The 25,925-nt window shown below is 68.0% G+C and carries 26 protein-coding genes and 1 riboswitch; of the genes, 17 read left to right on the forward strand and 9 right to left on the reverse strand.

Going from position 1 to position 25,925, the window contains the following annotated elements:
- Nucleotides 1-5: 5 nt before the first annotated feature.
- Complete coding sequence (gene thiC, locus ACFVTM_RS16810; RefSeq protein ID WP_390204804.1) at nucleotides 6-1,808, reverse strand: phosphomethylpyrimidine synthase ThiC; 1,803 nt, start codon at nucleotides 1,806-1,808, stop codon at nucleotides 6-8.
- A riboswitch (TPP riboswitch) is annotated at nucleotides 1,804-1,911 on the reverse strand. Its footprint overlaps the gene before it by 5 nt.
- Nucleotides 1,912-1,991: 80 nt before the next feature.
- Here thiC and ACFVTM_RS16815 point away from each other — a divergent pair.
- The 12 genes from ACFVTM_RS16815 (at nucleotide 1,992) to ACFVTM_RS16870 (ending at nucleotide 11,150) form a co-directional block, all read left to right on the forward strand.
- Nucleotides 1,992-3,128, forward strand: a complete 1,137-nt coding sequence (locus ACFVTM_RS16815) for an amidohydrolase family protein (protein WP_390204806.1) — start codon at nucleotides 1,992-1,994, stop codon at nucleotides 3,126-3,128.
- An 81-nt stretch (nucleotides 3,129-3,209) separates the two neighbouring features.
- Nucleotides 3,210-4,085: a VOC family protein gene (locus tag ACFVTM_RS16820; RefSeq protein ID WP_390204807.1), complete on the forward strand. Its 876-nt coding sequence runs from the start codon at nucleotides 3,210-3,212 to the stop codon at nucleotides 4,083-4,085.
- 593 nt (nucleotides 4,086-4,678) lie between these two features.
- Nucleotides 4,679-5,116, forward strand: coding sequence for a hypothetical protein (locus tag ACFVTM_RS16825; protein WP_390204808.1), 438 nt, complete (start codon nucleotides 4,679-4,681; stop codon nucleotides 5,114-5,116).
- 219 nt (nucleotides 5,117-5,335) lie between these two features.
- Nucleotides 5,336-5,761, forward strand: coding sequence for a 30S ribosomal protein S16 (gene rpsP, locus ACFVTM_RS16830; RefSeq protein WP_026266438.1), 426 nt, complete (start codon nucleotides 5,336-5,338; stop codon nucleotides 5,759-5,761).
- Nucleotide 5,762: 1 nt separating this feature from the next.
- Nucleotides 5,763-6,005, forward strand: a complete 243-nt coding sequence (locus ACFVTM_RS16835; protein WP_018773450.1) for an RNA-binding protein — start codon at nucleotides 5,763-5,765, stop codon at nucleotides 6,003-6,005.
- 123 nt (nucleotides 6,006-6,128) lie between these two features.
- Complete coding sequence (gene rimM, locus ACFVTM_RS16840; RefSeq protein ID WP_390204809.1) at nucleotides 6,129-6,716, forward strand: ribosome maturation factor RimM; 588 nt, start codon at nucleotides 6,129-6,131, stop codon at nucleotides 6,714-6,716.
- Nucleotides 6,717-7,556 carry a tRNA (guanosine(37)-N1)-methyltransferase TrmD gene (gene trmD, locus ACFVTM_RS16845; protein ID WP_390204811.1) on the forward strand — a complete coding sequence of 280 codons (840 nt, stop codon included), beginning with the start codon at nucleotides 6,717-6,719 and terminating at the stop codon, nucleotides 7,554-7,556. It begins immediately after the preceding gene.
- Between the two features lie 236 nt (nucleotides 7,557-7,792).
- Nucleotides 7,793-8,152 (forward strand): 50S ribosomal protein L19, encoded by a 360-nt coding sequence (rplS, locus tag ACFVTM_RS16850; RefSeq protein ID WP_018773447.1) that lies wholly within the window; start codon nucleotides 7,793-7,795, stop codon nucleotides 8,150-8,152.
- Between the two features lie 104 nt (nucleotides 8,153-8,256).
- A complete protein-coding gene (lepB, locus tag ACFVTM_RS16855; protein ID WP_390204812.1) occupies nucleotides 8,257-8,937 on the forward strand; it encodes a signal peptidase I in 681 nt (226 codons plus the stop codon).
- A complete protein-coding gene (gene lepB, locus ACFVTM_RS16860) occupies nucleotides 8,938-10,032 on the forward strand; it encodes a signal peptidase I (protein WP_390204813.1) in 1,095 nt (364 codons plus the stop codon).
- 10 nt (nucleotides 10,033-10,042) lie between these two features.
- Nucleotides 10,043-10,708, forward strand: a complete 666-nt coding sequence (locus ACFVTM_RS16865) for a ribonuclease HII (protein ID WP_390204815.1) — start codon at nucleotides 10,043-10,045, stop codon at nucleotides 10,706-10,708.
- 115 nt (nucleotides 10,709-10,823) lie between these two features.
- On the forward strand, nucleotides 10,824-11,150 hold the full coding sequence (locus tag ACFVTM_RS16870; RefSeq protein WP_018773443.1) for a DUF2469 domain-containing protein: 327 nt from the start codon (nucleotides 10,824-10,826) through the stop codon (nucleotides 11,148-11,150).
- A gap of 37 nt (nucleotides 11,151-11,187) precedes the next feature.
- Here ACFVTM_RS16870 and ACFVTM_RS16875 read toward each other — a convergent pair whose 3' ends face one another.
- Together ACFVTM_RS16875 and ACFVTM_RS16880 are read right to left on the reverse strand one after the other, a co-directional pair.
- On the reverse strand, nucleotides 11,188-12,315 hold the full coding sequence (locus ACFVTM_RS16875) for a transglycosylase domain-containing protein (protein ID WP_390204817.1): 1,128 nt from the start codon (nucleotides 12,313-12,315) through the stop codon (nucleotides 11,188-11,190).
- 236 nt (nucleotides 12,316-12,551) lie between these two features.
- On the reverse strand, nucleotides 12,552-12,974 hold the full coding sequence (locus ACFVTM_RS16880; RefSeq protein WP_390204819.1) for an HAD domain-containing protein: 423 nt from the start codon (nucleotides 12,972-12,974) through the stop codon (nucleotides 12,552-12,554).
- Nucleotides 12,975-13,250: 276 nt separating this feature from the next.
- On the opposite strand from ACFVTM_RS16880, the gene ACFVTM_RS16885 reads away from it, so the two are divergent.
- The 5 genes from ACFVTM_RS16885 to ACFVTM_RS16905 all read left to right on the forward strand — a co-directional run bounded on the left by ACFVTM_RS16885 (nucleotide 13,251) and on the right by ACFVTM_RS16905 (nucleotide 18,227).
- Nucleotides 13,251-13,607 carry a YraN family protein gene (locus ACFVTM_RS16885; protein WP_390204821.1) on the forward strand — a complete coding sequence of 119 codons (357 nt, stop codon included), beginning with the start codon at nucleotides 13,251-13,253 and terminating at the stop codon, nucleotides 13,605-13,607.
- Nucleotides 13,608-15,164 carry a YifB family Mg chelatase-like AAA ATPase gene (locus tag ACFVTM_RS16890; protein WP_390204823.1) on the forward strand — a complete coding sequence of 519 codons (1,557 nt, stop codon included), beginning with the start codon at nucleotides 13,608-13,610 and terminating at the stop codon, nucleotides 15,162-15,164.
- Between the two features lie 47 nt (nucleotides 15,165-15,211).
- Nucleotides 15,212-16,411: a DNA-processing protein DprA gene (gene dprA / locus ACFVTM_RS16895; RefSeq protein ID WP_390204825.1), complete on the forward strand. Its 1,200-nt coding sequence runs from the start codon at nucleotides 15,212-15,214 to the stop codon at nucleotides 16,409-16,411.
- A gap of 117 nt (nucleotides 16,412-16,528) precedes the next feature.
- Complete coding sequence (locus ACFVTM_RS16900; RefSeq protein WP_390204844.1) at nucleotides 16,529-17,428, forward strand: tyrosine recombinase XerC; 900 nt, start codon at nucleotides 16,529-16,531, stop codon at nucleotides 17,426-17,428.
- A 295-nt stretch (nucleotides 17,429-17,723) separates the two neighbouring features.
- Nucleotides 17,724-18,227, forward strand: coding sequence for a DUF3145 domain-containing protein (locus ACFVTM_RS16905; RefSeq protein ID WP_026266435.1), 504 nt, complete (start codon nucleotides 17,724-17,726; stop codon nucleotides 18,225-18,227).
- A gap of 223 nt (nucleotides 18,228-18,450) precedes the next feature.
- On the opposite strand, the gene fabF is transcribed toward ACFVTM_RS16905, so the two are convergent.
- The 6 genes from fabF to aceE all read right to left on the reverse strand — a co-directional run.
- Nucleotides 18,451-19,686: a beta-ketoacyl-ACP synthase II gene (fabF, locus tag ACFVTM_RS16910; RefSeq protein WP_390204827.1), complete on the reverse strand. Its 1,236-nt coding sequence runs from the start codon at nucleotides 19,684-19,686 to the stop codon at nucleotides 18,451-18,453.
- 169 nt (nucleotides 19,687-19,855) lie between these two features.
- On the reverse strand, nucleotides 19,856-20,101 hold the full coding sequence (locus tag ACFVTM_RS16915) for an acyl carrier protein (protein WP_214840220.1): 246 nt from the start codon (nucleotides 20,099-20,101) through the stop codon (nucleotides 19,856-19,858).
- Between the two features lie 202 nt (nucleotides 20,102-20,303).
- Nucleotides 20,304-21,365, reverse strand: coding sequence for a beta-ketoacyl-ACP synthase III (locus tag ACFVTM_RS16920; RefSeq protein WP_390204829.1), 1,062 nt, complete (start codon nucleotides 21,363-21,365; stop codon nucleotides 20,304-20,306).
- Nucleotides 21,362-22,291 (reverse strand): ACP S-malonyltransferase, encoded by a 930-nt coding sequence (locus ACFVTM_RS16925; RefSeq protein ID WP_390204831.1) that lies wholly within the window; start codon nucleotides 22,289-22,291, stop codon nucleotides 21,362-21,364. Before ACFVTM_RS16925 ends, ACFVTM_RS16920 begins: the two co-directional genes overlap by 4 nt.
- A gap of 87 nt (nucleotides 22,292-22,378) precedes the next feature.
- Nucleotides 22,379-23,623, reverse strand: a complete 1,245-nt coding sequence (locus tag ACFVTM_RS16930) for a PucR family transcriptional regulator (protein ID WP_390204832.1) — start codon at nucleotides 23,621-23,623, stop codon at nucleotides 22,379-22,381.
- A gap of 199 nt (nucleotides 23,624-23,822) precedes the next feature.
- A partial coding sequence (gene aceE, locus ACFVTM_RS16935) for a pyruvate dehydrogenase (acetyl-transferring), homodimeric type (RefSeq protein WP_390204833.1) occupies nucleotides 23,823-25,925 on the reverse strand: 2,103 nt, incomplete at its 5' end.

The raw sequence follows: 25,925 nt of genomic DNA on the forward strand, positions 1-25,925 counted from the left end.
GGGTCCTAAAGCGCCGCGGGTTCCCCCACGGAAGGCTGCGGCAGGTAGACCTTGCCGCCGGAGGCAAGGAACTCGTTGCTCTTCGCCTGCATGTCTGCCGCCAGCTGCGCCAGTGCCGCCTGCGAATCCGCTGAACCGTACTCATCCCGGATGTCCTGGCTGATCCGCATGGAGCAGAACTTCGGCCCGCACATCGAACAGAAGTGCGCGGTCTTGGCTGGCTCGGCCGGAAGCGTCTCGTCGTGGAATGTCTCCGCCGTCACAGGGTCCAGCGACAGCGCGAACTGGTCCCGCCAGCGGAACTCAAACCGTGCCTTGGACAGGGCGTCGTCGCGTTCGTGCGCGCCGGGGTGGCCCTTGGCGAGGTCCGCGGCATGGGCGGCAATCTTGTAGGTGATCACGCCGGTCTTCACGTCGTCCTTGTTCGGCAGCCCGAGGTGTTCCTTGGGCGTGACGTAGCAGAGCATGGCGGTGCCGTAGCGGGCAATCTCGGTGGCGCCGATCGCCGAGGTGATGTGGTCATAGCCCGGCGCAATGTCGGTCACCAGCGGACCGAGCGTATAGAAGGGCGCGCCCTTGCAGAGTTCCTGCTGGCGTTCCACGTTTTCCCGGACCAGGTGGAACGGCACATGCCCGGGGCCCTCCACCATGACCTGCACATCGAACTCCCAGGCCCTTTGCGTGAGCTCGGCCAGGGTGTCCAGCTCGGCGAACTGCGCCGCGTCGTTGGCATCCGCCGTGGCGCCGGGCCGCAGCCCGTCACCCAGGGAGAACGCGACGTCGTACTTCGCGAAGATTTCGCACAGCTCGTCGAAGTGGGTGTAGAGGAAGTTCTCCTGGTGGTGCGCCAGGCACCAGCCGGCCATGATGGAGCCGCCGCGGGAGACGATGCCTGTGACCCGGTTGGCCGTCAGGGGCACATAGCGCAGCAGCACCCCGGCGTGGATGGTCATGTAGTCCACGCCTTGCTCGCACTGTTCGATCACGGTGTCCCGGAAGATCTCCCAGGTCAGGGCGTTCGCCTCGCCGTTGACCTTCTCCAGGGCCTGGTAGATCGGGACGGTGCCGATGGGGACGGGGGAGTTGCGGATGATCCACTCCCGCGTGGTGTGGATGTCATCGCCGGTGGAGAGGTCCATCACCGTGTCCGCGCCCCACTGCGTGGCCCACTGGAGTTTGTCGACCTCCTCGGCGATGGAGCTGGTCACAGCCGAGTTGCCGATGTTGGCGTTGATCTTCACCAGGAAGGCCTTGCCGATGATCATCGGCTCCGATTCGGGGTGGTTGACGTTGTTGGGAATGATCGCCCGGCCCGCGGCCACCTCGCTGCGCACCAGCTCCACATCGCAGTTCTCGCGCAGCGCGACGAACCGCATTTCCTGGGTGATGACGCCGTCGCGCGCATAGCGCATCTGTGTGACGGTCCGGCCCTCGACGGCGCGGCGCGGCACCGGGCGTCCGCCCTGCCATTCGGCCGATGCCGCACCCCGGCGGACCGCCGACTTGCCGTCGTCGAGCAGCTCCCGTTCCCGGCCGGCGTAGGGTTCGGTGTCCGCCCTCGCCTCGATCCAGGGCGCCCGGAACGGCTCCAGTCCGCGGACCGGATCGCTGCCGGGACCGGCCGTGCGGTAAACCCGGAACGGGGCGTTCGCGACGCCGCCGGGGGAGGGCTGCAGGGCAATCTCGGTCACCGGGACGCGGATGCCATGCTCCGGGTCCGTGGTGAAGGCCAGCGAGTGGGACTTCAGCGACTGGGTGGGGGCTGCTTCATTCTGGGCAGGGCTGTGCTGTGTTTCTGTGGTGCTCAAAGGATTACTCACTTCCTTCGCCGGCATTACCCGGACAGGTTCAACGGTCGCAGGCTGCGCTAGCCCGATCTCAGCCCCTGCAAGGGCACCCGTGTGGTCGTAAACGAAGCTACCACAGGCCGTCGCGAACCCTGCCGAGTGTGACGTGGCCGCCGGATCGTCATGCGGATTAGGCTTGAGGCCATGACCAGCATCATCGAGTTCACCGGCCCGATCCTCACCGCGGCGGACCAGGAGCGCCGCGGGCTCTGGTCGGTGGACGGCCTGCTGACCTTCGACCGTCCCGCTGGCGCGCCGGACCTCGTGCTGGACGGCTGGGTCATTCCCGGGCTCGTGGACGCACACTGCCACATCGGCCTCGGCCCGGGCGGGGACGTCTCCGAGGCCACCGCGGAATCCCAGGCGCTGGCGGACCGCGACGCCGGGACGCTGCTGGTCCGCGATGCCGGCGCCGTCCACGACACCCGCTGGCTCCAGCAGCGAGCGGACCTTCCCCGGATCATCCGCTCCGGCCGGCACATCGCCAGGGCCCGGCGCTACCTGCGGGGCCTGGCCGTCGAGGTCGAGCCCGATGATCTCGTCGAGGCCGTCCGGAAGCAGGCCCGTGCCGGCGACGGCTGGGTCAAGCTCGTGGGGGACTGGATCGACCGCGACGCCGGCGACCTCGCCGCCAGCTTTCCGGCCCGGACGGTCAAGGACGCCGTCCAGGCCGCCCACGATGAAGGGGCCCGCGTCACCGCGCACTGCTTCGCCGAAGACACCCTGGATGACATGCTCGACGCCGGGATCGACTGCATCGAGCACGCCACCGGCCTGTTGCCGCGGCACCTGCCGCGCTTCCTCGAACAGGGCGTCCCGATCGTGCCCACCCTGATCAACATCGCCACGTTCCCGGACATCGCGGCGCGGGCGGAGGCCAAGTTCCCCCGCTATGCCGCCCACATGCGCTCGCTGTGGGAGCGGCGCGCCGAGCGGGTCCTCGAAGCCCACGAGGCCGGGCTGGCCATCTATGCCGGGACCGACGCCGGAAGCGTGATCAGCCACGGCCGGATTGTGGACGAGATCCAGGCCCTGCACGCCGCAGGCCTTCCCGCCGCGGCAGCCCTCGACGCCGCGAACTGGTCCGCGAGGGCGTGGCTTGGCGCGGAATCCATCGTCGAAGCGGCAAACGCCGATGTCCTGGTCACCGCCGAGGATCCGCGGAGCAATCCGGCCACGCTCCGGCAACTCAAGCACATTGTGCTGCGCGGGCGGGAGGTGCGCCGGGACGTGTCCCCGGCAGCGGGCCCGGGCCCTGCCTGGACCCCAGCCGGCCACTAGGAATAAATTGAAGCTTCAAGTATTTTAACCTTATGCGGAGTCACCGAGAGCCGGTGGCCCTAGAACCCCCGGAGCGTTTCAATGACCGCAGAAGCCAGCACCCAGGACCTCCTGCCTGCCGAACTCACCATGGGCACTGTGATGCTCAAGGTCGGCGACATGAAGCTCATGACTGATTACTACCAGCGTGCCGTTGGCCTGGAGATCGTGGCCGACCAGGACGGCGGGCTCTACCTTGGACGCAAGCGAAAGCCGCTGGTCCACCTGGCGCCCGCCCCCGGCCTGAATCTTCCCTCCCGCGGCGAGGCCGGTTTGTTCCACACCGCCCTGCTCTTCGAGGACCAGCACTCCCTGGCGGCCACCGTTGCCACCGCGGCCCAGTACGAGCCCCAGTCCTTCACGGGCAGCGCCGACCACCTCGTCAGTGAGGCCTTCTACTTCAACGACCCCGAGGGCAACGGCATCGAGCTGTACTGGGACCGGCCGCGGGAGGCCTGGTCCTGGGAGGGCAAGAACGTTGTCATGGACAGCCTCGCCCTGCCGCCGCAGCGCTACCTGCAGCAGTACCTGACCGAGGCGTCCGTGACCGGCCAGCGCGAGTCGGCCGCCGGCGTCGGGCACGTCCACCTCCAGGTGGGCGACGTGCAGTCGGCGCAGGAGTTCTATGTCGGCACGCTCGGCTTCGAGAAGACCGCCGGCTGGCACGGCCAGGCGCTGTTCGTCTCGGCCGGCGGCTACCACCACCACATGGCCATGAACGTGTGGAACAGCCGCGGTGCCGGCCCCCGGCGCGACACGCTGGGCCTGGGCGAGGTGCTCATCGAAGTGCCGTCCGGCGACGACGTCGGGGCCCTGGCGGACCGGCTCAAGGCCGGCGGCGTCGACTCGCACCACACCGGCGCCGAGCTGCGCTTCGAGGACCCGTGGCGCAACCGGATCCGGGTCGCGGTTCGTTAGGGGGCGCAGCCGCTGGGCCGGGGTTCGCTAGGGGGCGCAGCCGCTGACGGTGCCGGCTGGCTCCGGAGGACATGCCCAGTCCCGGGGCCCAGCAATGGACATAGTGGCATTATGTCCGTTGGTCGCGGCCAGGAAGGGGCGCGCCCCGTGATCGCAGCCAAGCCAGATTGTTTCGGCGGGACATGTCCAGTGGTCGCACCCTGAAAATGGACATGTCCACCGGGGGCCGGGCGAACCACTGAGCATGCGCATTTTTCAGGTCCGGGACTGGGCAAAGTGGCGTCATGTCCAGTGGCCGCGGGCAAGGGGGCGCATGTCCAGTGGTTCCGGTCAAAGGGGGAGGACATGTCCGGACACGGTAGTTGGGGGCGAGCGCGGTGGCCTGGCCAGGATTGGACATGTCCAGGGGGGCCAAGTGTGACCGCTGGGCATGTCCATATTTCAGGTCCGGGACTGGGCATGACGGCGTCATGTCCAGTGGCCGCGGGCAAGGGCGGGCATGTCCACGACGGCGGGGCGCGCCGAAGACGCTAGGCTGAAGCGACGTGCGAAAACAGCGGGCCGCGTACCGCCGAACCCTAAGGACGAGCTGCATGGGATTCACCGAGATCTTTGTGTCCACCCACGAAGGAGCCCTCAAGCGCGCCGGCGCACTCGAAGGCGGCGGCCCGGCCGCGCCGGAGGCCGTCCGCATCCAGGACATCAGTGACTTTGAGGTGGAGCGGCTGGGCGACCTCGCCGGCGTCGCGGTGCACGCCCCCGGCGCGGACTACGAACTGGCCATGGTTGACGTGGCCAGCGACTCGCTGCTCGGCGTGCCCTCCGCGATGGTCCGCACGCTGGCGGAGCTGCTCAGCTATGAAACCGAAGGGGAGGGCGACGTCCTCGAGGACGTCGCGGCCAACTGGGCCGCCGAGGAGGACATGCCCTTCGGTCCGGACGAGGCCCGCGGCTATGTCCGCCGGATCGCCGAGCTCGCCGCCGGAGTGGACCCCGCCACCAGGTCCGGCCTCTACGTCTGGACCTCCTGACCGGCCGCGGATCGCCCCATCCAGGACCCGTTCCTGCAGGACCGGCCCGTGTCAAGTCGAAATCCCGCCGGTGATCTGGCACAATGAACAGGTACTCGATCTGCGTGGCCCCTCTCTCCGCGTCCGGATCTTGTCCTTTAGAACCCCCAAGTACGGCCCGCCCCACGGGTGCAGAACGCCGGGCTCGACCCCGTTTCAGAAACAGGAGTGACCACAAAAGTGGCCGTAAAGATTCGCCTTAAGCGCTTCGGTAAGATGCGCGCACCGTACTACCGCATCGTCGTCATGGACTCACGCTCCAAGCGTGATGGCCGTGCCATCGAAGAGATCGGCAAGTACCACCCGACCGAAGAGCCCTCGTACATCGAGGTCGACACGGACCGTGCCCAGTACTGGCTCGGCGTCGGCGCACAGCCGTCCGAGCAGGTTGCCGCGATCCTCAAGATCACTGGTGACTGGCAGAAGTTCAAGGGTCTCCCCGGCCAGGAGGGAACCTTGAAGACCAAGGCTCCCAAGGCTGCCTTCGTTACCCCGGAAAAGGGCTCCGTGATCATCCCGGAAGCCATCACCAAGAAGGCCAAGAAGGACGAAGCTGCCGAGGCCCCCGCCGACGCCGCTGAAGCAGAGACCACCGAGGCTGAGTAAATTGCTGGCAGAAGCGCTCGAACACCTGGTCCGCGGGATTGTTGACAGCCCCGAGGACGTCAAGGTCAGTGCGAAGAACAACCGCCGAGGGGAAACCCTTGAGGTGCGCGTTCATCAGGACGACCTCGGACGGGTGATCGGCCGGCAGGGCCGGACCGCACGCGCATTGCGCACTGTGGTTGCGGCGCTGGCGGACGGCGAGCCGGTCAGGGTCGACGTCGTCGACACCGACCGCCGCCGGTAACGCGTTCAGCACTACTTGTCTTAAGTCCGGCCCCTTCACCAGATAACGGTGGAGGGGCCGGACTGTTTTCCCCGTTTTTAGGCACCAGTCCCACAGAATCACCAACCCCGAACAGAGGAACAGATGCAGCTCCAGGTGGCACGAATCGGCAAGCCCCACGGCATCCGCGGCGAAGTGACCGTCCAGGTGCTCACCGACGCGCCCGGCGACCGCTTTGTCCCCGGCACGAAGTTCATCGTGGAGCCTGCCTCGGCCGGGCCGCTGACGGTGTTCAGCGCCCGCTGGAACAAAGACATCCTGCTGCTGGCCTTCGATGAGATCGAGACCCGCAACGACGCCGAAGGCCTGCGCGGCGCGAAGCTGTTCATCGAAACCGAAGAAATCGGCGCCGACGAAGACGACGAGGGCTGGTACGAGCACGAGCTCGTGGGCCTGGAGGTCCGTGTGGGCAGCAGCGTCGTCGGCAAGGTCTCCGCACTGCACACCATGCCGGTCCAGGACCTGCTGGTGGTCACCACCGCCGAGGGCGCGGAAGTCCTGATCCCGTTCGTCGAGCAGATTGTGCCCGAGGTCAACGTGGGCGAAAAGTACGTCCTCGTCACCCCGCCGCCCGGACTGTTCGAGGTCAACACCGACGAGGCGCCCGGGCAGCAAGACCCCGAGCAGCAAGACCCCGAAGCGCGGAAACCTGAAGAGCAGGGCAACGCGTAGATGAGAATCGACGTCGTCAGTATCTTTCCGGAGTACCTGGCCCCGCTGGAACTGTCGCTGATCGGCAAGGCCCGCCAGGATGGCCTGCTGGACCTGAGGGTCCATGACCTGCGCTCGTTCACCACGGACCGTCACCGAACGGTGGATGACACCCCCTATGGCGGCGGAGCCGGCATGGTCATGAAGCCCGAACCGTGGGCGCAGGCCCTCACCGCCGTGGCAGGTGGGAGTGCCGTGGCTGCTGGGGACGCCGAAGGCACCGAACGTGCCGACGATGCCGGAGCCGCCGGCAAGCCGGTGCTCATTGTCCCGTCGCCGGCGGGGGAGCGGTTCACCCAGGCCACCGCCCACCAGCTCGCCGAAGAGGAGCAGCTGGTCTTCGCGTGCGGCCGGTACGAGGGCATCGACGAGCGGGTCCTGGAATGGGCCGCGGAGCACTTCACAGTCCGGCCCATGAGCCTCGGGGACTATGTCCTCAACGGCGGCGAGGTCGCCGTGCTGGCCATGGTCGAGGCCATCGGGCGGCTGCTGCCCGGCGTCGTCGGGAACCCCGAATCCCTCGTGGAGGAGTCACACTCGGACGGGCTGCTGGAGTACCCCGTTTACACCAAGCCCTCCAGCTGGCGGGACCGCGACGTCCCGGCGGTGCTGCTCAGCGGCAACCACGGCAAAATCGCCCAGTGGCGCCGGCACGAACAGTACCGGCGCACCGCCGAACGCCGCCCCGACCTGCTCGCGGAGTTCGACGCCGGCAAGCTGCCCCGCGCGGACCGCACGGCGTTCGCCGACCTGGGGTACGACGTCGTCGACGGCCACCTGGTGCGCCGTCCCGACGCCTAACCACCGGAATTGGGCTAAGCCGCACAAAATGTGGCAAAATTAGTCCTTGTGCCTGCTGGGTCGCGAACCTGCCACAGGGGGAGCGCTGCCAACAGCCGGGCACCCCGGTCCCGTCTATTCCTGACAGGGCCGGATTGACAAAACTTTCGGCGGAAATTTCCGGGCGGCTGACGCCCCCGGGCTTGGCCGCCGTAACCCAACGTGAGTGACCTGTGGCGTTCACCAGGAGTGGATCAATGCATATCCTCGATTCCGTAGATGCAGCCTCGCTGCGCACCGATGTTCCCGAGTTCCGCGCGGGTGACACCATCAAGGTTCACGTGAACATCATCGAAGGCAAGAACTCCCGTGTCCAGGTCTTCCAGGGCTTCGTCCTGGGCCGCCAGGGCGATGGCGTCCGCGAAACCTTCACCGTCCGCAAGGTCTCCTTCGGTGTCGGCGTAGAGCGTACCTTCCCGGTGCACTCCCCGATCATCGACAAGGTCGAGCTCGTCTCCAAGGGTGACGTGCGCCGCGCCAAGCTTTACTACATGCGTAACCTGCGTGGTAAGGCCGCGAAGATCAAGGAAAAGCGCGACTTCCAGACCGCAAAGTAAGCCTTCCAGGCTTCCACCGCGGGTCCACGGACCGTCCCCGGCATGTTGCCGGAACTATCCGCACAGCGCACATTAGTTCAGAACAGCGCCAGGGGATACGGAACATGGAACAGCTAAAACGCCAGCCCAGGAAACTGGGCTGGCGTTTTGCGTTGCTGGCCCTGGTGCTTGCCGTGGCCATCAGCGCCGTGGTCCGCTCCCTGTGGCTGGATATCTACTTCATCCCGTCCGCATCGATGGAACCGCTCCTGCGCACCGGGGACCGGATCCTGGTGGCGCGCACCGGCTTCCAGGCCGAGCCCTTGGGCCGGGGGGACATCGTCGTCTTCGACGGCCGCGGCTCCTTCGCCCCGCTCAACAGCGGTAACGGCCCTGTGGTGGATGCCCTCGCCGACGCCGGACACTGGCTTGGGCTCGCGGGCAGCGACACCACGTACGTCAAGCGTGTGATCGGACTGCCCGGCGACCGCGTAGTGTGCTGCGAGACCGGCGGCCGGCTCACAGTCAACGGCCAGCAAGTTGCGGAACCCTATGTGTACCCGGGGGACACCCCGAGCGATCTTAAATTCAGTGTTGAGGTGCCGGCCGGACGGCTCTGGCTCATGGGGGACCACCGCTCCATGTCGGCCGATTCCCGGAGCCTCCTGGGTGCCCCCGGCGGCGGCATGGTGCCACTGGAACGTGTGATCGGCAGGCCGGTACAGATCATCTGGCCGCTTGATAGATTTGCAGCAGTAGCGCGGCCCGAACCGGCTGCGACAACGACGACGACGAACGGACAGTAGATGCCCGAGACCGAACCGCGCACTCCTGATCCGCAGGACCAGGACCGACCCCGGGTTACCGCCTCGGCGATCCCAGGGGACGAGCCGGCGGAACACCCCACCACCCGGCTGCCGCAGGCACGGGTCGCGGACGAGTCTGCTTCCGGCGCGGGAGCCGGCCCGGGTGTGGGTGCTGATGCTGGTGCCGCGGGCGCGGGCGCCTCGGGCGCGGGCGGTGCCGGTGCTGGTGCCGTAGGCGCTGCTGCCGCGGGCGGTGCCGGTGCTGGTGTCGGTGCCGGGGCGGCGGGGGCGCCGTCGTCGTCGCAGGACGAAAGCGGCGGGGCGCGGCGCGCCAACCGGAGCGACAGGGAGCGGCCCTCCGGGCCCGCCCACGCCGATTCGTCTTCCCGGCGGGCCAGGAAGGCCCAGGCCCGTGAAGGGCACAGCCCGTTCTTCCTGTGGCTGAAGGAAGTTGCCACGGTGGTCGTCGTGGCGATCGTGCTGTCCTTCCTGATCAAGACCTTCCTGTTCCGGGCCTTCTACATCCCGTCCGAATCCATGGTCAACACCCTGGACGTGAACGACCGGATCTTCGTCAACCTCCTCGTGCCGGAGCCCATGGCGCTCCAACGCGGGGACGTCGTGGTGTTCCGGGACAGCCAGGGCTGGCTCGCCCCCGCGGCGCAGAAGACGAAGGGCCCGTTCACCTGGGTGCAGGACGGGCTGACGTTCGTCGGCCTGCTGCCGGACAACTCCGAACAGCACCTGGTCAAGCGCGTCATCGGCCTCCCCGGCGACCACGTGGTCTGCTGCGACGCCGGCGGGCAGCTCACCGTCAACGGCGCGCCGCTGGACGAGAAGTACATCAACGCCGCAGAGATTCCCCAGGTCCGCGACTTCGACGTCGTCGTGCCCGCGGGCAAGGTCTGGGTCATGGGCGACAACCGCAACCACTCCGCGGATTCACGCGCCCACATGGACACCAACGGCGGCTTCGTCAACGAGTCCGACATCGAGGGCAAGGCGGCCGTCATCGCGTGGCCGCTGAACAGGATGTCCGCCCTGGACAACTATCCGGACGTCTTCCGCAGCGTGCCGGCCCCGAACGGAAAGTAAGTCCCCCGCCATGTCCGTCGCCCCCACCCTCGACTACGAACGCCGCTTCCGCAGCTCCGGCGCCCGGCTCCTCGCGGGCATCGACGAAGTCGGCCGCGGTGCCCTCGCCGGGCCCGTCAGCGTGGGGATCGCCGTCGTGGACCTCCAGCAGCAAAAGCTCCTGGCCGATGTCCGGGACAGCAAGCTGCTCAAGGTCGCAGACCGGGAACGGCTGGTGCCGCTGGTCCGGGACTGGAGCGTCGCCTCCGCCGTCGGACACGCCTCCGCGAACGAGATTGATGAACTCGGGATCATCGGCGCCCTCCGCCTGGCCGGCAACCGCGCCTGGTTCGCCGTCATCGCCGCCGGCATCAGGCCCGAGGTGGTCCTGCTGGACGGCAGCCACAACTGGCTCTCGCCGGACCTGCAGCCCTCGCTGTTTGACGATGCCCCGGCGGAACCCGGTTGCGACGCCCCCGTGCACACGCTGGTCAAGGCCGACATGCAGTGCCTCAGCGTCGCCGCGGCGAGCATCCTGGCGAAGGTGGAGCGTGATGCGATGATGTGCGAACTGCACACCCAGTACCCGGCCTATGGCTGGGATGTGAACAAGGGCTACGGCACCACAGCGCACAAGGAGGCCCTTCGTGCCGCCGGTCCCACGCCGTACCACCGGGTCAGCTGGCAGCTGCTCTAGGGAACCGTTGTGGCCGGGCCGGGCAAGGGTCACGTGCCTCGTGCCGGCGCCCTATCGGCGGTGCGGCGGCAGGGCCGTGGCGCGCGGCCGGGGCCGGATGGTGCAAGATGGAACCATGAGTGCCGAGGACCTTGAAAACTATGAAACCGACATGGAGCTACAGCTCTACCGCGAATACCGCGACGTCGTCGGGCTGTTCAGCTATGTGGTCGAGACCGAGCGGCGTTTCTACCTTGCCAACCACGTGGACCTGCAGGCGCGCAGCGCCGACGGCGAGGTCTACTTTGACCTGACCCTCCAGGATGCCTGGGTGTGGGATGTCTACCGCTCGGCCCGGTTCGTCAAGAGCGTCCGCGTCATCACGTTCAAGGACGTCAACGTCGAGGAACTGCCGCGCAGCGAGGAACTCGCCCTGCCCAAGGTCGAGGACCTGGGCAACTGAGCCTTCTTTCCTAGTCCTGCTTCCTAGCCCCGGTTTCCTAGCTCTTTGGCGGCGCCGGGTTTCCGTTGCGGTCCAGGGCAATGCCCTGCTGCCGGAGCAGGTCCAGCACACTCTCCGGATAGGAAGCGCAGCCGTCCGGGTTCGCGGTTCCCCGCTCGGCCGCGTGGTCGGACGCTGTATCGCTGATGCCGATGGTTGCTACTGTTGCCTTCCAGCCGCCGAGCCCCTCGATCTGTTGGGGGACCCAAACGTTGGCTGCACCGTTGACGTAGTCCCATACTTTGGGGTGGGCGCCCGGGCCCAGATAGATGCCGCCTTCCGGGGCCCGTGTGACGAGCGTGGGCAGTGGCAGGACTCCCATCAATTGCGCCGCCTGATATTCGGACATGTGCCACGGCGGTTCGCCGAAGTAGTACCAGCTCGCTGCACAGATGCCGTACAGCTTCGGACCGAACTGCGCGTAATTCAGATAAAGCTCCATGATCCGCTGGGGAGTCAGGGTGAAGCTGAACTCGGTCGCAAGGCCTGCCTCCAGGCCCTTCCGCAGCGCATTCGGTTCCGGCCACAGGAAGATGTTCTTCACGAGCTGTTGCGGGACCGTGGAACCGCTGGGGTCATCCTTGCCCTGCAAGTAGGCGACGGCTCTGTCCCGGAAATCACCAACGGAAAACGCGCCGACACGTGTTCCCAGCTGCTGGTCCTCGTGGGCAACGGCCGCCGCGATGACGTAGCGGCTGATGTGGTTCAGGGACACGTACTGGTAGGCGATCGGGCCGCCGTTCTCCAGCATGAAGGCAGTACGCGGGGGAGTGAACCAGATGAAGGAGACGGCAGCCAGCTCTGTGATGACAAGCATGGCGAGGGCAAGCTTGAGGATCCTGGCGAGGAGCCGCTGAACCCTGTGTTTGCGTTTGCTGGCAGGCGCCGGCGGCTCTGGATCAGGGTGGGGTGGCACGGGCGCAGGTGCGGGTGCCGGCTGGCGTCCCGGCGCGGGCGCGGAGGCTGGCGCCGGCGCGGGCGCTGGCCAGCGAGTGGCAGCCTGACCATCCGGCCGGAGGTGCGCCGGTACCGTGGGCCGGTACGCCGCCTGCGGCTGGGTTTCCGCCAGCGTCTGCGCACCCAGTGGTTGGGTTTCCGCCAGCGGCTGGGCCGCGCGATATTCCATACGCCGATCCTTCGGCCGATCCTCTGGAGAGAATACGGGCGCCCCCGCGGAATGTGAGGGCGGTGGGAAAAGCCTAGGTGGGCGGGGCGGGCATTGGCTACGTTTCGTACCCTGACAATCGCCTCAACACGTCCTGTCAATGCCGCCACAGCTTTGACCGCTGGCAGCGCCTGCAAGGGTTCCGCGGCCGTCGGCAGGCGCTTCGGCGAAGTTTCCCAACGTTGGTAGATGTTCACTCACGGGTTGTCTCCTCTGTTTAGAAATTCGGTGACCTGCTGCGCCACCTCGTCGGTGATTCCCGTTTGCCAGCTCGTTTTGAACAAGGGCTGATCGGCATAGAAGTCAGTGTCATCGTCGACAACGGCATACCGCGTCACTTCCGGATGCTGGTCCAGCCACATCTTCACCTCCTCGCCACGAAAACCTGTGTCTGCTGTCGGAGTAACGTCAAAGGTCTTGAAGACGTGTCGGTCGACTTCTTCACGGCCGCCTTGGAAGTGCCGCCATGTGGACGTGAGAACAATGGCTGCGTCAGTGTCGAGGACGATCTTGCGGACCTTGAACGCGAGGACAGGGTCGATGCCCATGAAGCCGCGAAAGTGCTGTCTCGTACCCATGCGGTTGACGACACCATCAATATCGAGGAAAAGTACTTTCATTCCTGTTCCTCCTGCGGTTCTTCTCGTCCGGCCTTAATTATGCGATCCGCCGTGGTGAACACGCTGCGGATCCCCTTCTCATCGGGCTTGTTCCCCATGATTGCCGTAGTCTGCCAACTTCTCGTCAGTTGTGTGGCCGTGAACGACATGACTCAGCTCTTGCTGCCCTTCCTCACATGGCGGTTCAGCCAGCCCTTGAAGGTGCAGACGGGCCAGGTTTCCACATAGCCGAAGTGTGCCCTGTGCCGGTCCATGATGGCACTCCACGATGGAGGCATGAGAGCTAAGGATCTGCTGGGCCGGCACGGGGAAGACCTCGCCGCCGTGTATCTTGAGTCGCTTGGTATGCGCGTGGTGGACCGCAACTGGCGCTGCCCCGAGGGTGAGATCGACATTGTCGCGCTCGACGGCGACGCACTGGTCATCGCCGAGGTGAAGACCCGGAAGTCCCTTGCGTACGGGCATCCCTTCGAGGCCGTTGGCGCCGACAAGCTGGCCCGGCTCCACCGGCTCGCGGCGGCGTGGTGCCGCGTCCAGGGGCTGCGCGCTCCTCTGTGCCGCGTGGACGTCGTCGCCGTGCTCGACGACGGCATCGGCGAACCCGCCGTCGAGCACCTCAAAGGGGTGGGCTAGATGGCCCTGGGCCGGACCTATTCCGTCGCCCTGGTGGGCCTCAACGGCTACATCGTGGAAGTGGAGGCCGACATCGGCCAGACCCTCCCGGCGTTCGTCATCCTGGGCCTGCCAGACGCCTCGCTGAACGAGGCCAAGGAACGGATCCGCTCCGCGGCCCAGAACTCGGGGATACCGTTGAGCCGCCGGAAGATCACGGCCAACCTCATCCCGGCCTCGCTGCCGAAACGCGGCTCGGGATTTGACCTTGCCATCGCCATGTCCGTGCTGCTCGCGGCAGAGGACATCCGTCCCACCGGCCGCACCGTCTTCATAGCCGAACTCGGCCTGGACGGCCGGCTGCGGCCCGTGCGGGGCATCCTTCCGGCCGTGATGGCAGCGGTACGGGCCGGCTACCCCGAGGTCGTCGTGGCCCGGGCCAACGCCGCGGAGGCAGAGCTCGTCCCGGGCGCACGGGTCCGGGGCTACGCCACGCTGGCCCGGCTCGCCTTCGACTGCGGCGCGGACCCGCAGGACCTGGCCCTCGACTTCGACCCCGGGCCCGAAGACTCCGAAGATCCAGATGGCCCCGGTAGCGGCACCGGCCCCGCCCTGGCCCCGGACATGTGCGATGTCTCCGGCCAGGCCGCGGCGCGGCGGGCATTGGAGGTGGCCGCGGCGGGCGCCCACCATCTGCTGCTGACGGGGCCGCCCGGCGCCGGAAAGACCATGCTCGCCGAACGGCTGCCGGGCCTGCTGCCGGACCTCGGCGACACCGAGGCCATGGAGGTCACCGCCATCCACTCCCTGTGCTCGCTGCCGTCGGGCTCCATGCAGCTGCTGCGCCGCCCGCCCTACGAGAACCCGCACCACACCGCGACCGCGGTGGCCATCATCGGCGGCGGGTCCGGGCTGCCGCGGCCCGGGGCAGCATCCCGTGCCCACCGCGGCGTGCTCTTCCTGGATGAAGCTCCGGAGTATGACCGCGGCGTCCTGGACGCCCTGCGGCAGCCGCTGGAAAGCGGTGAGCTGGTCATCCACCGCTCGGCCGGATCCGCGGCCTATCCCGCACGGTTCCAGCTGGTCCTCGCGGCCAACCCCTGCCCCTGCGGCAAGGCAACGGGCAAAGGGGTGGACTGCATCTGCACGCCCACTATGCGGCGCCGGTACCAGGCCCGGATGTCCGGGCCCCTGCTGGACAGGGTCGACATCCAGCTCGAAGTCGAACGGGTGTCGCTCGCGGGATTCGGCCAGCCGGCGGCAGAGGAGGGCACCGCCAGCATCGCCGCACGCGTCCGCGCAGCCCGGAGCCGTCAGCTGGACCGGCTGCTGCCGTTCGGGATGGAAACCAACGCCCAAGTCCCGGGGCGGGTGCTGCGCGGGGTCCTGCGGCTGAGCACACCCACCACTCGAATCCTGGACTACGCCCTGGAGCGCGGTGTGCTGACAGCACGCGGCTATGACCGCGTGCTGCGCTTGGCCTGGACCCTTGCGGACCTGTCCCTGCACGATGCCCCGGACGCGGACGACGTCGGGCAGGCGCTGGGCCTCCGCCAGGCCGCGGCGGCCTCGCTCTGAGCCGCCGCCACGAAATCTGCTCCCGCTGCCACGCGAAAGGAACCACCATGAGGGATGACGAACGCACAGCCCGGGCCGCCCTGTCCCGCCTGTTCGAGCCGCAGGACGCGGCGGCACTGGCACTCGTGCAGGCAGCGGGTGCGCAGGACGCCCTGCGGATCGCCACCGGCGGGCTCGCCGCCGGTCCTGAGCTCGAGCAGGAGATCACCGGAATCCTGGCGGACAGCGGCTCCGGCGGCAGCTGGTCAGGACTGGGCGCCGCGCTCAAGCGCTGGGCACCGCGGATTCCCGACCTCGCACCCGAGCGTGACCTGGCCACCATGCAGCGGCTAGGCGGACGGATCATCATTCCCGCCGATGCATTGTGGCCACGGCAGCTGGCGGACCTCGGCCTGCAGGAACCCCTGTGCCTGTGGTGGCGGGGCATGGATCAGGAACTGCCCCCGGCGGCCAAAGCGGTCGCCCTGGTGGGCTCCCGGGACAGCACGAGCTACGGGGCATCGGTGACCGGCGACCTCGCCTACTCTCTGGCCCAGCGGGGCTTCTCGATCGTCTCCGGCGGCGCCTACGGCATTGACGCCCACGCCCACAGGGCCGCCCTGGCCGGCAGCGCCGGAAGAGGCGCTGCCGCCATGCCCACCATTGCCGTCATGGCCGGGGGAGTGGACCGCTTCTACCCCGCCGGCAATGACGACCTGCTTCGGGCGGTGGCGGACCACGGCGCAGTCCTGGCCGAAGTCCCGCCCGGGTCCGCCCCCACCCGCTACCGGTTCCTGCAGCGTAACCGCCTCATTGCAGCGTTGGCCTCCGTCACCGTCGTTGTCGAGGCCCGGTGGCGTTCCGGGGCCCTCAACACGGCCCACCATGCCGAAAGCCTGGGCAGGGCCGTGGGCGCTGTGCCCGGGTCCGTCCACAGCGCCAACTCCGCAGGCTGCCACCGGCTGCTGAGGGAAGGCGGGGCCGTGTGCGTCACGGATGCGGGGGAAATCGCCGAGCTCGCGTCCCCGAGCGGCGAGGCGATGCCCGCGGATAGGGCAGACCGCCCGGAGGCCCACGACGGCCTGACCCTGGAGGACCTGATCCTGCTCGATGCCCTGCCGCTGCGGACCACCAGTTCGGTCGAGAAGCTGGCCACGGTGGCTGGGCTGAGCCCGGAATCGGTCCGCGCCGGGCTTGGCCGGCTGGGGCTGCTGGGGCTGGCCGAAACGCATCACGGCGGCTGGAAACGCTCCGGGAAAGCGAACTGACATCATGAGCGTCTCCGGTATGACGCGGCTCGCCGAGCCGCTCCTTGAATGCCCCGGGAATACTGCCAGAGTAGGAGGGTGTCTACACAGGAACTCCCCGCCGCGCTGCCTCCCGCCATGGGGCTTGCCGCCGCACGCTTCGGCCGCTACCTGGAAGCGGAGCGCGGCCGGTCCCCCCATACCGTGCGGGCCTATCTCTCCGACGTCGAGAGCCTGCTGGCGCACGCCGCGACCGAGGGGGTGCATGACCTTGCCGGGCTGGAGCTCGGGACCCTGCGGCGTTGGCTGGGCGGCCAGAGCGAGTCCGGCAAGTCCCGCGCCACCCTGGCCCGCCGCGCCGCTACCGCCCGGGCCTTCACCGCCTGGGCGGTCCGTGAGGAACTGATCGAGGCCGATCCGGCCTTGCGGCTCAAGGCGCCCAAGCGGGAGAAGTCCCTGCCCGGTGTCCTGCACCAGCAACAGGTCCGGCGGCTCGTGGACGACGCCGAATCCGCCTCGGCCGAGGGTGAACCGCTGGCTTTGCGCAACCGGGCCATGGTGGAGCTGCTCTACGCTACCGGTGTCCGGGTTGGCGAGCTGGCCGGTATGGACGTGGATGATCTCGACCCGGACCGCAGGACACTGCGGGTGCTCGGCAAGGGGAACAAGGAACGCACGGTGCCGTACGGGCTGCCGGCTGCGCTCGCGGTCGACGATTGGCTCCGACGCGGCCGGCCGGCCCTGGTCACCGGGACCAGCGGCCCCGCCCTCTTCCTGGGCGCGCGCGGCGGACGAGTGGACCAGCGACAGGTCCGCAGCGTGGTCAAGGAGATGCTGGAACGGCTGGGGGACACCGCCGCCACCGGACCGCACGCCCTGCGGCACTCCGCCGCGACCCACCTGCTCGACGGCGGGGCGGACCTGCGGGCCGTGCAGGAAATCCTCGGGCACAGCAGCCTGGCCACCACCCAGATCTACACCCACGTGTCCGTCGAGAGGCTGCGGCAAAGCTACCAGCAGGCGCACCCCCGGGCCTGAGGATCGCCAGGCCGGGCCGGGTCGGCCGGGCGGCCCCTGGAACCGGGCGCGGCGCGCCGGGAAAAGACGCGCCGAATCGCACTGGCGTAATTAGGAGGCGTAGGGCAGAATAAAACTCACGCCCGGGAAGTTTCAAGTAGAACTTGAAGCTGGAATGCAGCACGTCCCAGCTTCGAGCCCGGTTGTATATTAGTAGTCTGGCAGGGACCGCCGGCATGATTTCGGATCCGCGCAACAGACAGACATCCAGGCAGAGGTCGTTGGGGAAGACGTACCTACAGCTATGGAGGATGGAATGTCTGTTGCACTGACCCGAGGTGTGTTGTTCGTTCACTCGGCCCCGACTGCCCTGTGCCCCCACGTCGAGTGGGCCATAGGGTCTGTCGTGGACAAGCGGACGGATTTGGAGTGGACCGCTCAGCCTGCCGCGCCCGGAATGTTCCGGGCCGAGCTGTCGTGGACCGGAACGCCGGGCACGGGGGCTCAATTGGCGTCCGCTCTGCGAGGCTGGGCGCACCTGCGCTATGAAGTCACAGAGGAACCGAGCCAGGGAGTCGATGGCGGCCGCTGGTCGCACACCCCGGAGCTCGGGATCTTCCATGCCACCACGGACGTGCACGGCAACATCATGGTGTCCGAGGACCGGATCCGGTATGCCTACGAATCCGGCGCCGGCGACCCCTCGGCCGTCTACCACGAACTCTCGCTCGCCCTGGGTGAGGCCTGGGACGAGGAACTCGAGCCCTTCCGCCACGCCGCCGAAGGCGCCCCCGTGCGCTGGCTCCACCAGGTCGGCTAAGGACCCACCAAGGCGCCATCCCGCAACAATTCCATAGCTGGGCGCCACACGAGTGATGGCGGCAATGTTCAGGACGACGAACATTGCCGCCATCACTCATTTCCAGCCCGGCGTCGTGATCAACGACTACCGGCTCAAGTAGGACCTAAACGGCAGATGGCGGCAATGTTCACGAAGAACATTGCCGCCATCTGCCTTATAGGCGGGGGAGTGCGCGGGGCACTTACACGCTGCGTACCGCGATCACGGCGTTGTGGCCGCCGAAGCCGAACGAGTTGCTCAGCGCGGCGATGTTGCCGGCAGGCAGGTCGCGTGCGGTGGTGACGACGTCGAGCGGGATTTCCGGGTCCTGGTTCTCGAGGTTGATGGTGACCGGCGCCTTGCGTTCGTAGACGGCCATGACGGTCAGCACTGCCTCCACGGCACCGGAGGCGCCCAGCAGGTGCCCCATCTGCGACTTGGTGGCCGAGACCGCGACGTTGTCCACGTGATTGCCCAGGGCGGCCTTGAGGGCCGCGTATTCGGGCTTGTCGCCGACCGGGGTGGAGGTGGCGTGCGCGTTGACGTGCACGATGTCTTCGGGCTGGATGCGGCCGTCGAACATGGCGGCCTTCAGCGCGCGGGTGGCGCCTAGGCCCTCGGGGTCCGGGGCGGTGATGTGGTACGCGTCGGCGGTGACCGAGGTGCCGGCCAGTTCGGCGTAGATCCGGGCGCCGCGGGCCAGGGCGTGTTCTTCGGCCTCGAGCACCAGGGCGCCGGCGCCCTCGCCCATGACGAAGCCGTCACGGTCACGGTCGTAGGGGCGTGAGGCGTGCTCGGGATCGTCGTTGCGGCGCGAGAGTGCCTGCATGGAGGCGAAGGCCGCGATCGGCATGGGGTGGATGGCTGCTTCGGCGCCGCCGCAGACGACGACGTCTGCCTTGCCGGCGCGGATCAGGTCCAGGCCCACATGCACGGCCTCGGTGCCGGATGCGCAGGCGGAGACGGGGGTGTGGGCGCCGGCGCGGGCTCCCAGGTCAAGGCTGACGGCCGCGGCCGGGCCGTTGGGCATCAGCATCGGCACGGTCATGGGCAGGACGCGGCGTGGGCCCTTTTCGCGCAGGGTGTCCCACGCATCCAGGAGGGTCCAGACGCCGCCGATGCCGGTGGCGAAGGCCACTGCCAGGCGGTCGTGGTCGATTTCGGTGATGCCGGAGTCGGCCCACGCCTCGCGGGAGGCGACCACAGCGAACTGGGTGGACGGGTCCATGCGCTTGGCTTCGACCCGGGTCAGGACATCGAGGGCCGGGGTGGTGGCGCGTGCGGCGAAGTGAACGGGCAGCTCGTATTTGGCCACCCAGTCGTCCTCGAGCGTGTGCGCGCCGGAGACGCCCTTGAGCGCGTTCTTCCACATTGTGGGGACATCGCCGCCGATGGGTGTGGTGGCACCCAGACCGGTAATGACTACTTTGCGTGCCATGGGATCACTCTCTGTCGGTGCGCCTGCCGTATCCGGAGCCGCGAACGGGATGGCCGGGGCCTGCGAGGGGGAAAACTTTGGGGTCGTGCACTTGGTGGTGGTCCGGTCCGGGCACTTCTGCAGCGCCCGGACCGGTCACCGGGGTCCGCCGTTGCCGGCGGAAGCCAGACTAGGCCTGGGCGTTGGAGATGAAGCTGACGGCGTCGCCGACGGTCTTGAGGTTCTTGACCTCTTCGTCCGGGATGCGGACGCCGAACTTCTCTTCGGCGTTGACCACGATGGTCATCATGGAGATGGAGTCGATGTCCAGGTCCTCGGTGAAGGACTTGTCCAGTTCGACAGCTTCCGTGGCCAGGCCGGTCTCTTCGTTGACGATTTCAGCCAGGCCGGCCAGGATTTCTTCGTTGCTAGCCATTGAGGGCTCCTTTTCTAGTTGTTGCCCCCGCCTGCCGGTGGAATGCCGGCAGCCGGGGGCGGAAATGATTCAAACCGAGGGTTCGGCTTGGTGCGGGAATGCTTGCTGAGCACCGCATGGGGACGAGCCCTGAACGTGAAGGACATGCGGTGCAAAGGTAAAACGGGCGGAACGTATTCAGTTCGGAAAAACGGGTGGCCGCCTAAGGAAGCACAACCACCTGGGCGCCGAAGACCAGTCCGGCTCCGAAGCCGATCTGCAGCGCCAGCCCGCCGCTGAGCTCGGGGTTTTCCTCAAGCAGGCGGTGGGTGGCGAGGGGGATGGACGCCGCGGACGTATTGCCGGCGTCCGCGATGTCGCGGGCGATCTTGACGGTCTCGGGCAGCTGCAGCTTTTTGGCCATCTCGTCAATGATCCGCATGTTGGCCTGGTGCGGGATGAACGCGGCGAGGTCCTCGGACCGGATGCCGGCGGCGTCCAGGGCCTGCTGGGCCACCTTGGCCATCTCCCACACGGCCCAGCGGAAGACGGTCTGGCCGTCCTGGCGCAGGGTCGGCCACAGGGACGCGTCGGTCACTGCCGCTTCTTCGTCGCTGACAGCGGCGCCGTGCTTGCCGGTCAGGGCGAGCTCGCGGATGTCCAGCATCGAGTGGGTCATGCCGATGGCATCCCACTTGCTGCCGTCCGAACCCCAGACCGAAGGGCCGATGCCCGGCGTGTCGGAGGGGCCGATCACGACGGCGCCCGCGCCGTCGCCGAGCAGGAAGGAGATGGTCCGTTCCGTGTTGTCAATGACGTCGGAGAGCTTTTCGGCGCCGACAACCAGGACGTAGGCGGCCGCGCCGGAGCGCACCAGGGCATCACCCTGGGCGATGCCGTAGCAGTAGCCGGCGCAGGCCGCGGAGATGTCGAAGGCCGGGGCCGGGGTCGCGCCGAGCCGGTCGGCGAGGCTCGCGGCAGCGGAGGGGGTCGCGTACGGGTGGGTGACCGTGGAAACGATCACGGCGCCGAGCTGGGAGGCCTCGATGCCGGCCCGTTGCAGCGCCTCGCGGGCGGCGCCCTCGGCCATGTCGATCACGCTGACATCGGCCGGTGCGCGGTGCCGGGTGATGATGCCCGTGCGCTGGCGGATCCATTCATCCGAGGAATCGATCCACTGGCACACGTCCTCGTTGGTCACGATCACGCTGGGCCGGTAGGCGCCGACACCCAGGATGCGGGTGTTTTCCTGCACGGGCGCCTGCTTCAAGGTGGGAACGCTCATGCCCCTCCCTCCAGTTCTGCAAATAGGGCCAGGGCCGCGGAAAGGTCGTCCGGGGTCTTGACGGTGACAGTCTTGACGCCGGGCATGCCGCGCTTGGCCAGTCCGGCCAGGGTTCCCGCGGGAGCCAGTTCGATCACGCCGGTCACCCCGCGCTGCACCATGGTCTCCATGCAAAGGTCCCAGCGGACCGGGCGGGAGACCTGGGCGATGAGGCTGTCGACGGCGGCGCCGCCGTCGGTGACTTCCGCGCCGTCGAAGTTGGACAGCAGCGGCACCAGCGGGTTCTGCGGCTGCAGCGACGGGCGCAGGGCCTGGAGGGCCGCGCCGGCGGGGGCCATGTGCGAGGTGTGGAACGCGCCGGCGACCTTCAGCGGAATGACCCGGGCCTTGGCCGGCGGGTTCTCGGCGAGGGCCTTGAGCTGCTCCAGCGTGCCGGCGGCGACGGTCTGGCCGGCCCCGTTGACGTTGGCGGCGGTGGCGCCGGCTGCCTCGATGGCCGCCAGGACCTCGGCCGGGTCGCCGCCGACGACGGCGCTCATGCCGGTCGGGGTGGCGGCGGCGGCCGCGGCCATGCTGTTGGCGCGTTCGCGGACAAACGTCATGGCTTCGGTTTCCGTCAGGACGCCGGCCAGCGAGGCCGCGGTGATTTCGCCGACCGAGTGGCCGGCGAGGACCACCGGAAGCGCTCCGAGTTCGACGTCGAAGAGCGACTTTGCGGTCACCAGTCCGGCGGCGACGATCAAAGGCTGCGCAACGGCAGTGTCCTTGATGGTCTCCGCATCGGAGGTGGTGCCGTGGGCGGTGAGGTCGATGCCTGCTATTTCGCTGAGGGAGGCCAGGAGGCCTGCGACGGGTGGCAGTTCCAGCCAGGGGGCCAGAAAACCAGGGGTCTGGGAGCCCTGTCCAGGGCAGACGATTGCAAGCACGTAACCAGCTTTCCAAATTACCGCGTGAACATTCGTGTTTTCATGCACCAAGCTCACTGGGTCAGTTTGTAGGAAGTCTACAACGGATCAGGAGCCGTTGCGGGGAGGCTGCCGCTCCGTGGGGGCCTTCGGCGGGGCCGAAAGCCGGCCCACGACCAGGGCGGTCTGGAGCACGAACGCCTCCCGCGGCAGCAGCGGATCCCAGCCCGTGACGTCGCAGACGCGCTTGAGCCGGTAGCGGACGGTGTTGGCGTGGACGAAGAGTTCACGGGCTGTCGCCTCGAGCGAATGGCCCAGTTCGAGGTACGTGCCGAGGGTTTCCACGAGCCCGTTGGAGGCGGCCAGCAGGGGGCGGTAGATGTTCTTGACCAGCGAGCGGCGGGCGGCGTCGTCGCCGGAGATCACGCGCTCGGGGAGCAGGTCATCGGCCGCCACCGGCCGCGGCGCGGAAGGCCAGGCGCGGGCCGCGGTGAGGCCGGCAAAGGCCGACTGGGCGGAGCCGCTGGCTTCGAGCAGGGACCCGGCCTCCGGGCCGTAGACCACCGGGCCGGGGGCGAAGAGTTCACTGAGTTTCAGGTACGCGGTCTCCCGGTCGTGGACCCCGCCCAGGATCAGGATGAGGCGGTCGCCCTGGATGCCCACGAGGGCGTCCTCGGCGAAGCGCCCCGCGGTGCGCCGCAGTTCGCTGACGTAGCTGGCGCTTGGTTCGGACGGGGAATTCCCGACCATGACGGTGAAGCGTTCCTGCGCTTTCCAGCCCAGGGCCGCGATCCTGGACCGCAGCGCGTCCGTGTTTTCGCCGCGGAGGATGGCATCGACAATCAGGGCCTCGAGGCGGGTATCCCAGGAGCCGCGGGATTCCGCGGCGCGGGCGTAGACGTCGGCGGCCGCGAAGGCGACCTCGCGCGAGTAGCGCAGCACGGCTTCGCGGAGGGCCGCCTGGTCTGCTTCCGGAGCGATGACCGGGACCTGGTCTTCGACGACTTCCACGACGATCCTGATCAGCTGAAGCGCCTTCTGGAGGCTGATGGAGCGGGTCAGTTCGGTGGGCGCGGTGCCGAAGACGTCGGAGAGGATCCACGACGGCGAGCTCGGCCGCTCGTACCAGGTGACGAAGGCCGCGATGCCGTTCTGGGCCACCATGCCCAGCGCGGAACGTTCATCCGAGTTCAGCCGGCCGTACCACGGCAGGGACTTCTCCAACTGGCGCAGCGTCGTCGTCGACAGCTGGCCCACGCTGGCGCGGAGCTTTTTGAGGGTCTCGGCTTTCTCCGGAGTCATCGCCCTCGAGGCCGGCTTGCGTTTTTCGGGAGTGGTGATCGGCTCTGCCATGCATTGAGCATACGGGGCGCGCCGCCCAAGCTCCATTTGTGCGAAGGCTACAACTGCCGTTGTCCTGCGTCACAGCGGCCAGCGGCGGTGGACGGAGCGGGAGACTGTGAGGTTAAATGCCCGACGGCGGCCCCCACCAATTGGTGAGGAGCCGCCGTCGAGTACGGGGGCGGGGCCTAATGGCCCGGCAGGCGTCCGGTTAGGAGTCGCCGCCCGCGTTGCCGGTGGTGCCGGCATTGACATTGAGCAGCCGGTACTTCTCGATCGCCTGGGCCGGCGCCTGGGCGTCGACTTCGCCGCGGCGGGCGAGCATCTGCAGGGAACGGACCACCACGGAGTGGATGTCGTTCTTGAAGAAGCGGCGGGCGGCGGCGCGGGTGTCGGAGAAGCCGAAGCCGTCGGCGCCGAGCGAGGCGAACTCGTTCGGGAGGAACTGCCGGATCTGGTCGGGCACGGCCTTCATGTAGTCGGTGACCGCGACGATCGGTCCGGTGGCGCCGGCGAGCTGCCGGGTGACGAACGGGACGCGGGCGGGCTGGCCGGGGTTGAGGAAGGCTTCTTCCTCGGCGGCCATGGCGTCGCGGCGCAGTTCGCTCCAGGACGTCACGGACCAGACGTCGGCGGAGACGCCCCAGTCCTCGGCGAGGATCCGCTGGGCTTCGAGGGCCCAGGGGACGGACACGCCGGAGGCCAGGATCTGCGTGCGCGGGCCGTCGATCTTGGCCGGTGCGAGCAGGTAAATGCCCTTGGTGATGCCTTCGACGTCGAGTTCGGCCGGGGCGGCCGGCTGGGCGATCGGCTCGTTGTAGACCGTGATGTAGTACATCAGGTTCCGGTCGTCGGAGTCGGGGCCGTACATCCGCTCCAGCCCGTCGCGCATGATCACGCCGATCTCGTAGCCGTACGCGGGGTCGTACGTGACGACTGCCGGGTTGGTGGCGGCGAGGATCGGGGAGTGGCCGTCGGCGTGCTGCAGGCCTTCGCCGGTCAGGGTGGTGCGGCCGGCGGTGGCGCCGATGATGAACCCGCGGGTCATCTGGTCCGCGGCGGCCCAGAAGGAATCGCCGGTGCGCTGGAAGCCGAACATCGAGTAGAACACGTAGATCGGCACGAGCGGCTCGCCGTGGGTGGCGTAGGACGTGCCCGCGGCGGTGAACGCGGCGACGGAACCGGCCTCGTTGATGCCGGCGTGCACGATCTGGCCGGAGATGGACTCCTTGTAGGCCAGGACGAGGTCGCGGTCCACGGAGAGGTAGTTCTGGCCGTTCGGGTTGTAGATCTTGGCGGTGGGGAAGAACGCGTCCATGCCGAACGTGCGGGCCTCATCGGGAATGATCGGCACGATCCGCTGGCCGAAGTTCTTGTCCCGCATGAGGTCCTTGAGCAGCCGGACGAACGCCATGGTGGTGGCGGCCAGCTGCTTGCCCGAGCCGCGGTTGGCCACTTCGTAGGACTTCTCGTCCGGCAGCGTGATCTCGGTGTGCTTGGAGCGGCGTTCGGGGACGAAGCCGCCGAGGGCGCGGCGGCGTTCCATGAGGTACTGGATTTCCGGGGCGTCGGGGCCGGGGTGGTAGTACGGGGGCCGGTAGGGGTCGGCCTCGAGCTGGTCGTCGCTGAAGGGGATCCGCAGGTGGTCGCGGAAGGCCTTCAGGTCCTCCAGGGTGAGTTTCTTCATCTGGTGCGTGGCGTTGCGGCCCTCGAAGTGGGTGCCCAGGCCGTAGCCCTTGACCGTGTGGGCCAGGATGACGGTGGGTTTGCCCTTGAACTCGGTCGCGGCCTTGTACGCGGCGTAGACCTTGTTGTAGTCGTGCCCGCCGCGCTTGAGGTTCCAGATCTGGTCATCGGTGAGGTCCTGGACCAGTTCCTTGGTCTGCGGGGTCCGGCCGAAGAAGTGCTCCCGGACGAACGCGCCGGACTCGGCCTTGTAGGTCTGGTAGTCCCCGTCGACGGTCTCGTTCATGACCTTCACCAGCGACCCGTCGCGGTCCTTGGCCAGCAGGTCATCCCACTCCCGGCCCCAGACCACCTTGATCACGTTCCAGCCCGCGCCGCGGAAGAACGCCTCGAGCTCCTGCATGATCTTGCCGTTGCCGCGGACCGGGCCGTCCAGGCGCTGGAGGTTGCAGTTGATCACGAAGTTCAGGTTGTCCAGCTTGTCGTTCGCCGCGAGCTGCAGCAGCCCGCGGGACTCCGGCTCGTCCATTTCCCCGTCGCCCAAAAACGCCCAGACCTGCTGGTCCGAGGTGTCCTTGATGCCGCGGTTGTGCAGGTAGCGGTTGGACTGGGCCTGGTAGATCGCGTT

This window comes from Arthrobacter sp. NPDC058130 (genome assembly GCF_042884475.1).
Lineage (GTDB): Bacteria > Actinomycetota > Actinomycetes > Actinomycetales > Micrococcaceae > Arthrobacter.

What these genes read in the sequence shown, in the direction of transcription:
- ACFVTM_RS16875 (WP_390204817.1), bottom strand. Translation starts at nt 12,315, where the DNA reads ATGGAATATCGCGCGGCCCAGCCGCTGGCGGAAACCCAACCACTGGGT.
- dprA (WP_390204825.1), top strand. Translation starts at nt 15,212, where the DNA reads ATGAGGGATGACGAACGCACAGCCCGGGCCGCCCTGTCCCGCCTGTTC.
- ACFVTM_RS16825 (WP_390204808.1), top strand. Translation starts at nt 4,679, where the DNA reads ATGGGATTCACCGAGATCTTTGTGTCCACCCACGAAGGAGCCCTCAAG.
- ACFVTM_RS16905 (WP_026266435.1), top strand. Translation starts at nt 17,724, where the DNA reads ATGTCTGTTGCACTGACCCGAGGTGTGTTGTTCGTTCACTCGGCCCCG.
- ACFVTM_RS16915 (WP_214840220.1), bottom strand. Translation starts at nt 20,101, where the DNA reads ATGGCTAGCAACGAAGAAATCCTGGCCGGCCTGGCTGAAATCGTCAAC.
- ACFVTM_RS16870 (WP_018773443.1), top strand. Translation starts at nt 10,824, where the DNA reads ATGAGTGCCGAGGACCTTGAAAACTATGAAACCGACATGGAGCTACAG.
- ACFVTM_RS16900 (WP_390204844.1), top strand. Translation starts at nt 16,529, where the DNA reads ATGGGGCTTGCCGCCGCACGCTTCGGCCGCTACCTGGAAGCGGAGCGC.
- rimM (WP_390204809.1), top strand. Translation starts at nt 6,129, where the DNA reads ATGCAGCTCCAGGTGGCACGAATCGGCAAGCCCCACGGCATCCGCGGC.
- ACFVTM_RS16890 (WP_390204823.1), top strand. Translation starts at nt 13,608, where the DNA reads ATGGCCCTGGGCCGGACCTATTCCGTCGCCCTGGTGGGCCTCAACGGC.
- ACFVTM_RS16885 (WP_390204821.1), top strand. Translation starts at nt 13,251, where the DNA reads ATGAGAGCTAAGGATCTGCTGGGCCGGCACGGGGAAGACCTCGCCGCC.
- rplS (WP_018773447.1), top strand. Translation starts at nt 7,793, where the DNA reads ATGCATATCCTCGATTCCGTAGATGCAGCCTCGCTGCGCACCGATGTT.
- fabF (WP_390204827.1), bottom strand. Translation starts at nt 19,686, where the DNA reads ATGGCACGCAAAGTAGTCATTACCGGTCTGGGTGCCACCACACCCATC.
- lepB (WP_390204813.1), top strand. Translation starts at nt 8,938, where the DNA reads ATGCCCGAGACCGAACCGCGCACTCCTGATCCGCAGGACCAGGACCGA.
- trmD (WP_390204811.1), top strand. Translation starts at nt 6,717, where the DNA reads ATGAGAATCGACGTCGTCAGTATCTTTCCGGAGTACCTGGCCCCGCTG.
- ACFVTM_RS16880 (WP_390204819.1), bottom strand. Translation starts at nt 12,974, where the DNA reads ATGAAAGTACTTTTCCTCGATATTGATGGTGTCGTCAACCGCATGGGT.
- ACFVTM_RS16930 (WP_390204832.1), bottom strand. Translation starts at nt 23,623, where the DNA reads ATGGCAGAGCCGATCACCACTCCCGAAAAACGCAAGCCGGCCTCGAGG.
- lepB (WP_390204812.1), top strand. Translation starts at nt 8,257, where the DNA reads ATGGAACAGCTAAAACGCCAGCCCAGGAAACTGGGCTGGCGTTTTGCG.
- ACFVTM_RS16815 (WP_390204806.1), top strand. Translation starts at nt 1,992, where the DNA reads ATGACCAGCATCATCGAGTTCACCGGCCCGATCCTCACCGCGGCGGAC.
- ACFVTM_RS16820 (WP_390204807.1), top strand. Translation starts at nt 3,210, where the DNA reads ATGACCGCAGAAGCCAGCACCCAGGACCTCCTGCCTGCCGAACTCACC.
- ACFVTM_RS16865 (WP_390204815.1), top strand. Translation starts at nt 10,043, where the DNA reads ATGTCCGTCGCCCCCACCCTCGACTACGAACGCCGCTTCCGCAGCTCC.
- ACFVTM_RS16920 (WP_390204829.1), bottom strand. Translation starts at nt 21,365, where the DNA reads ATGAGCGTTCCCACCTTGAAGCAGGCGCCCGTGCAGGAAAACACCCGC.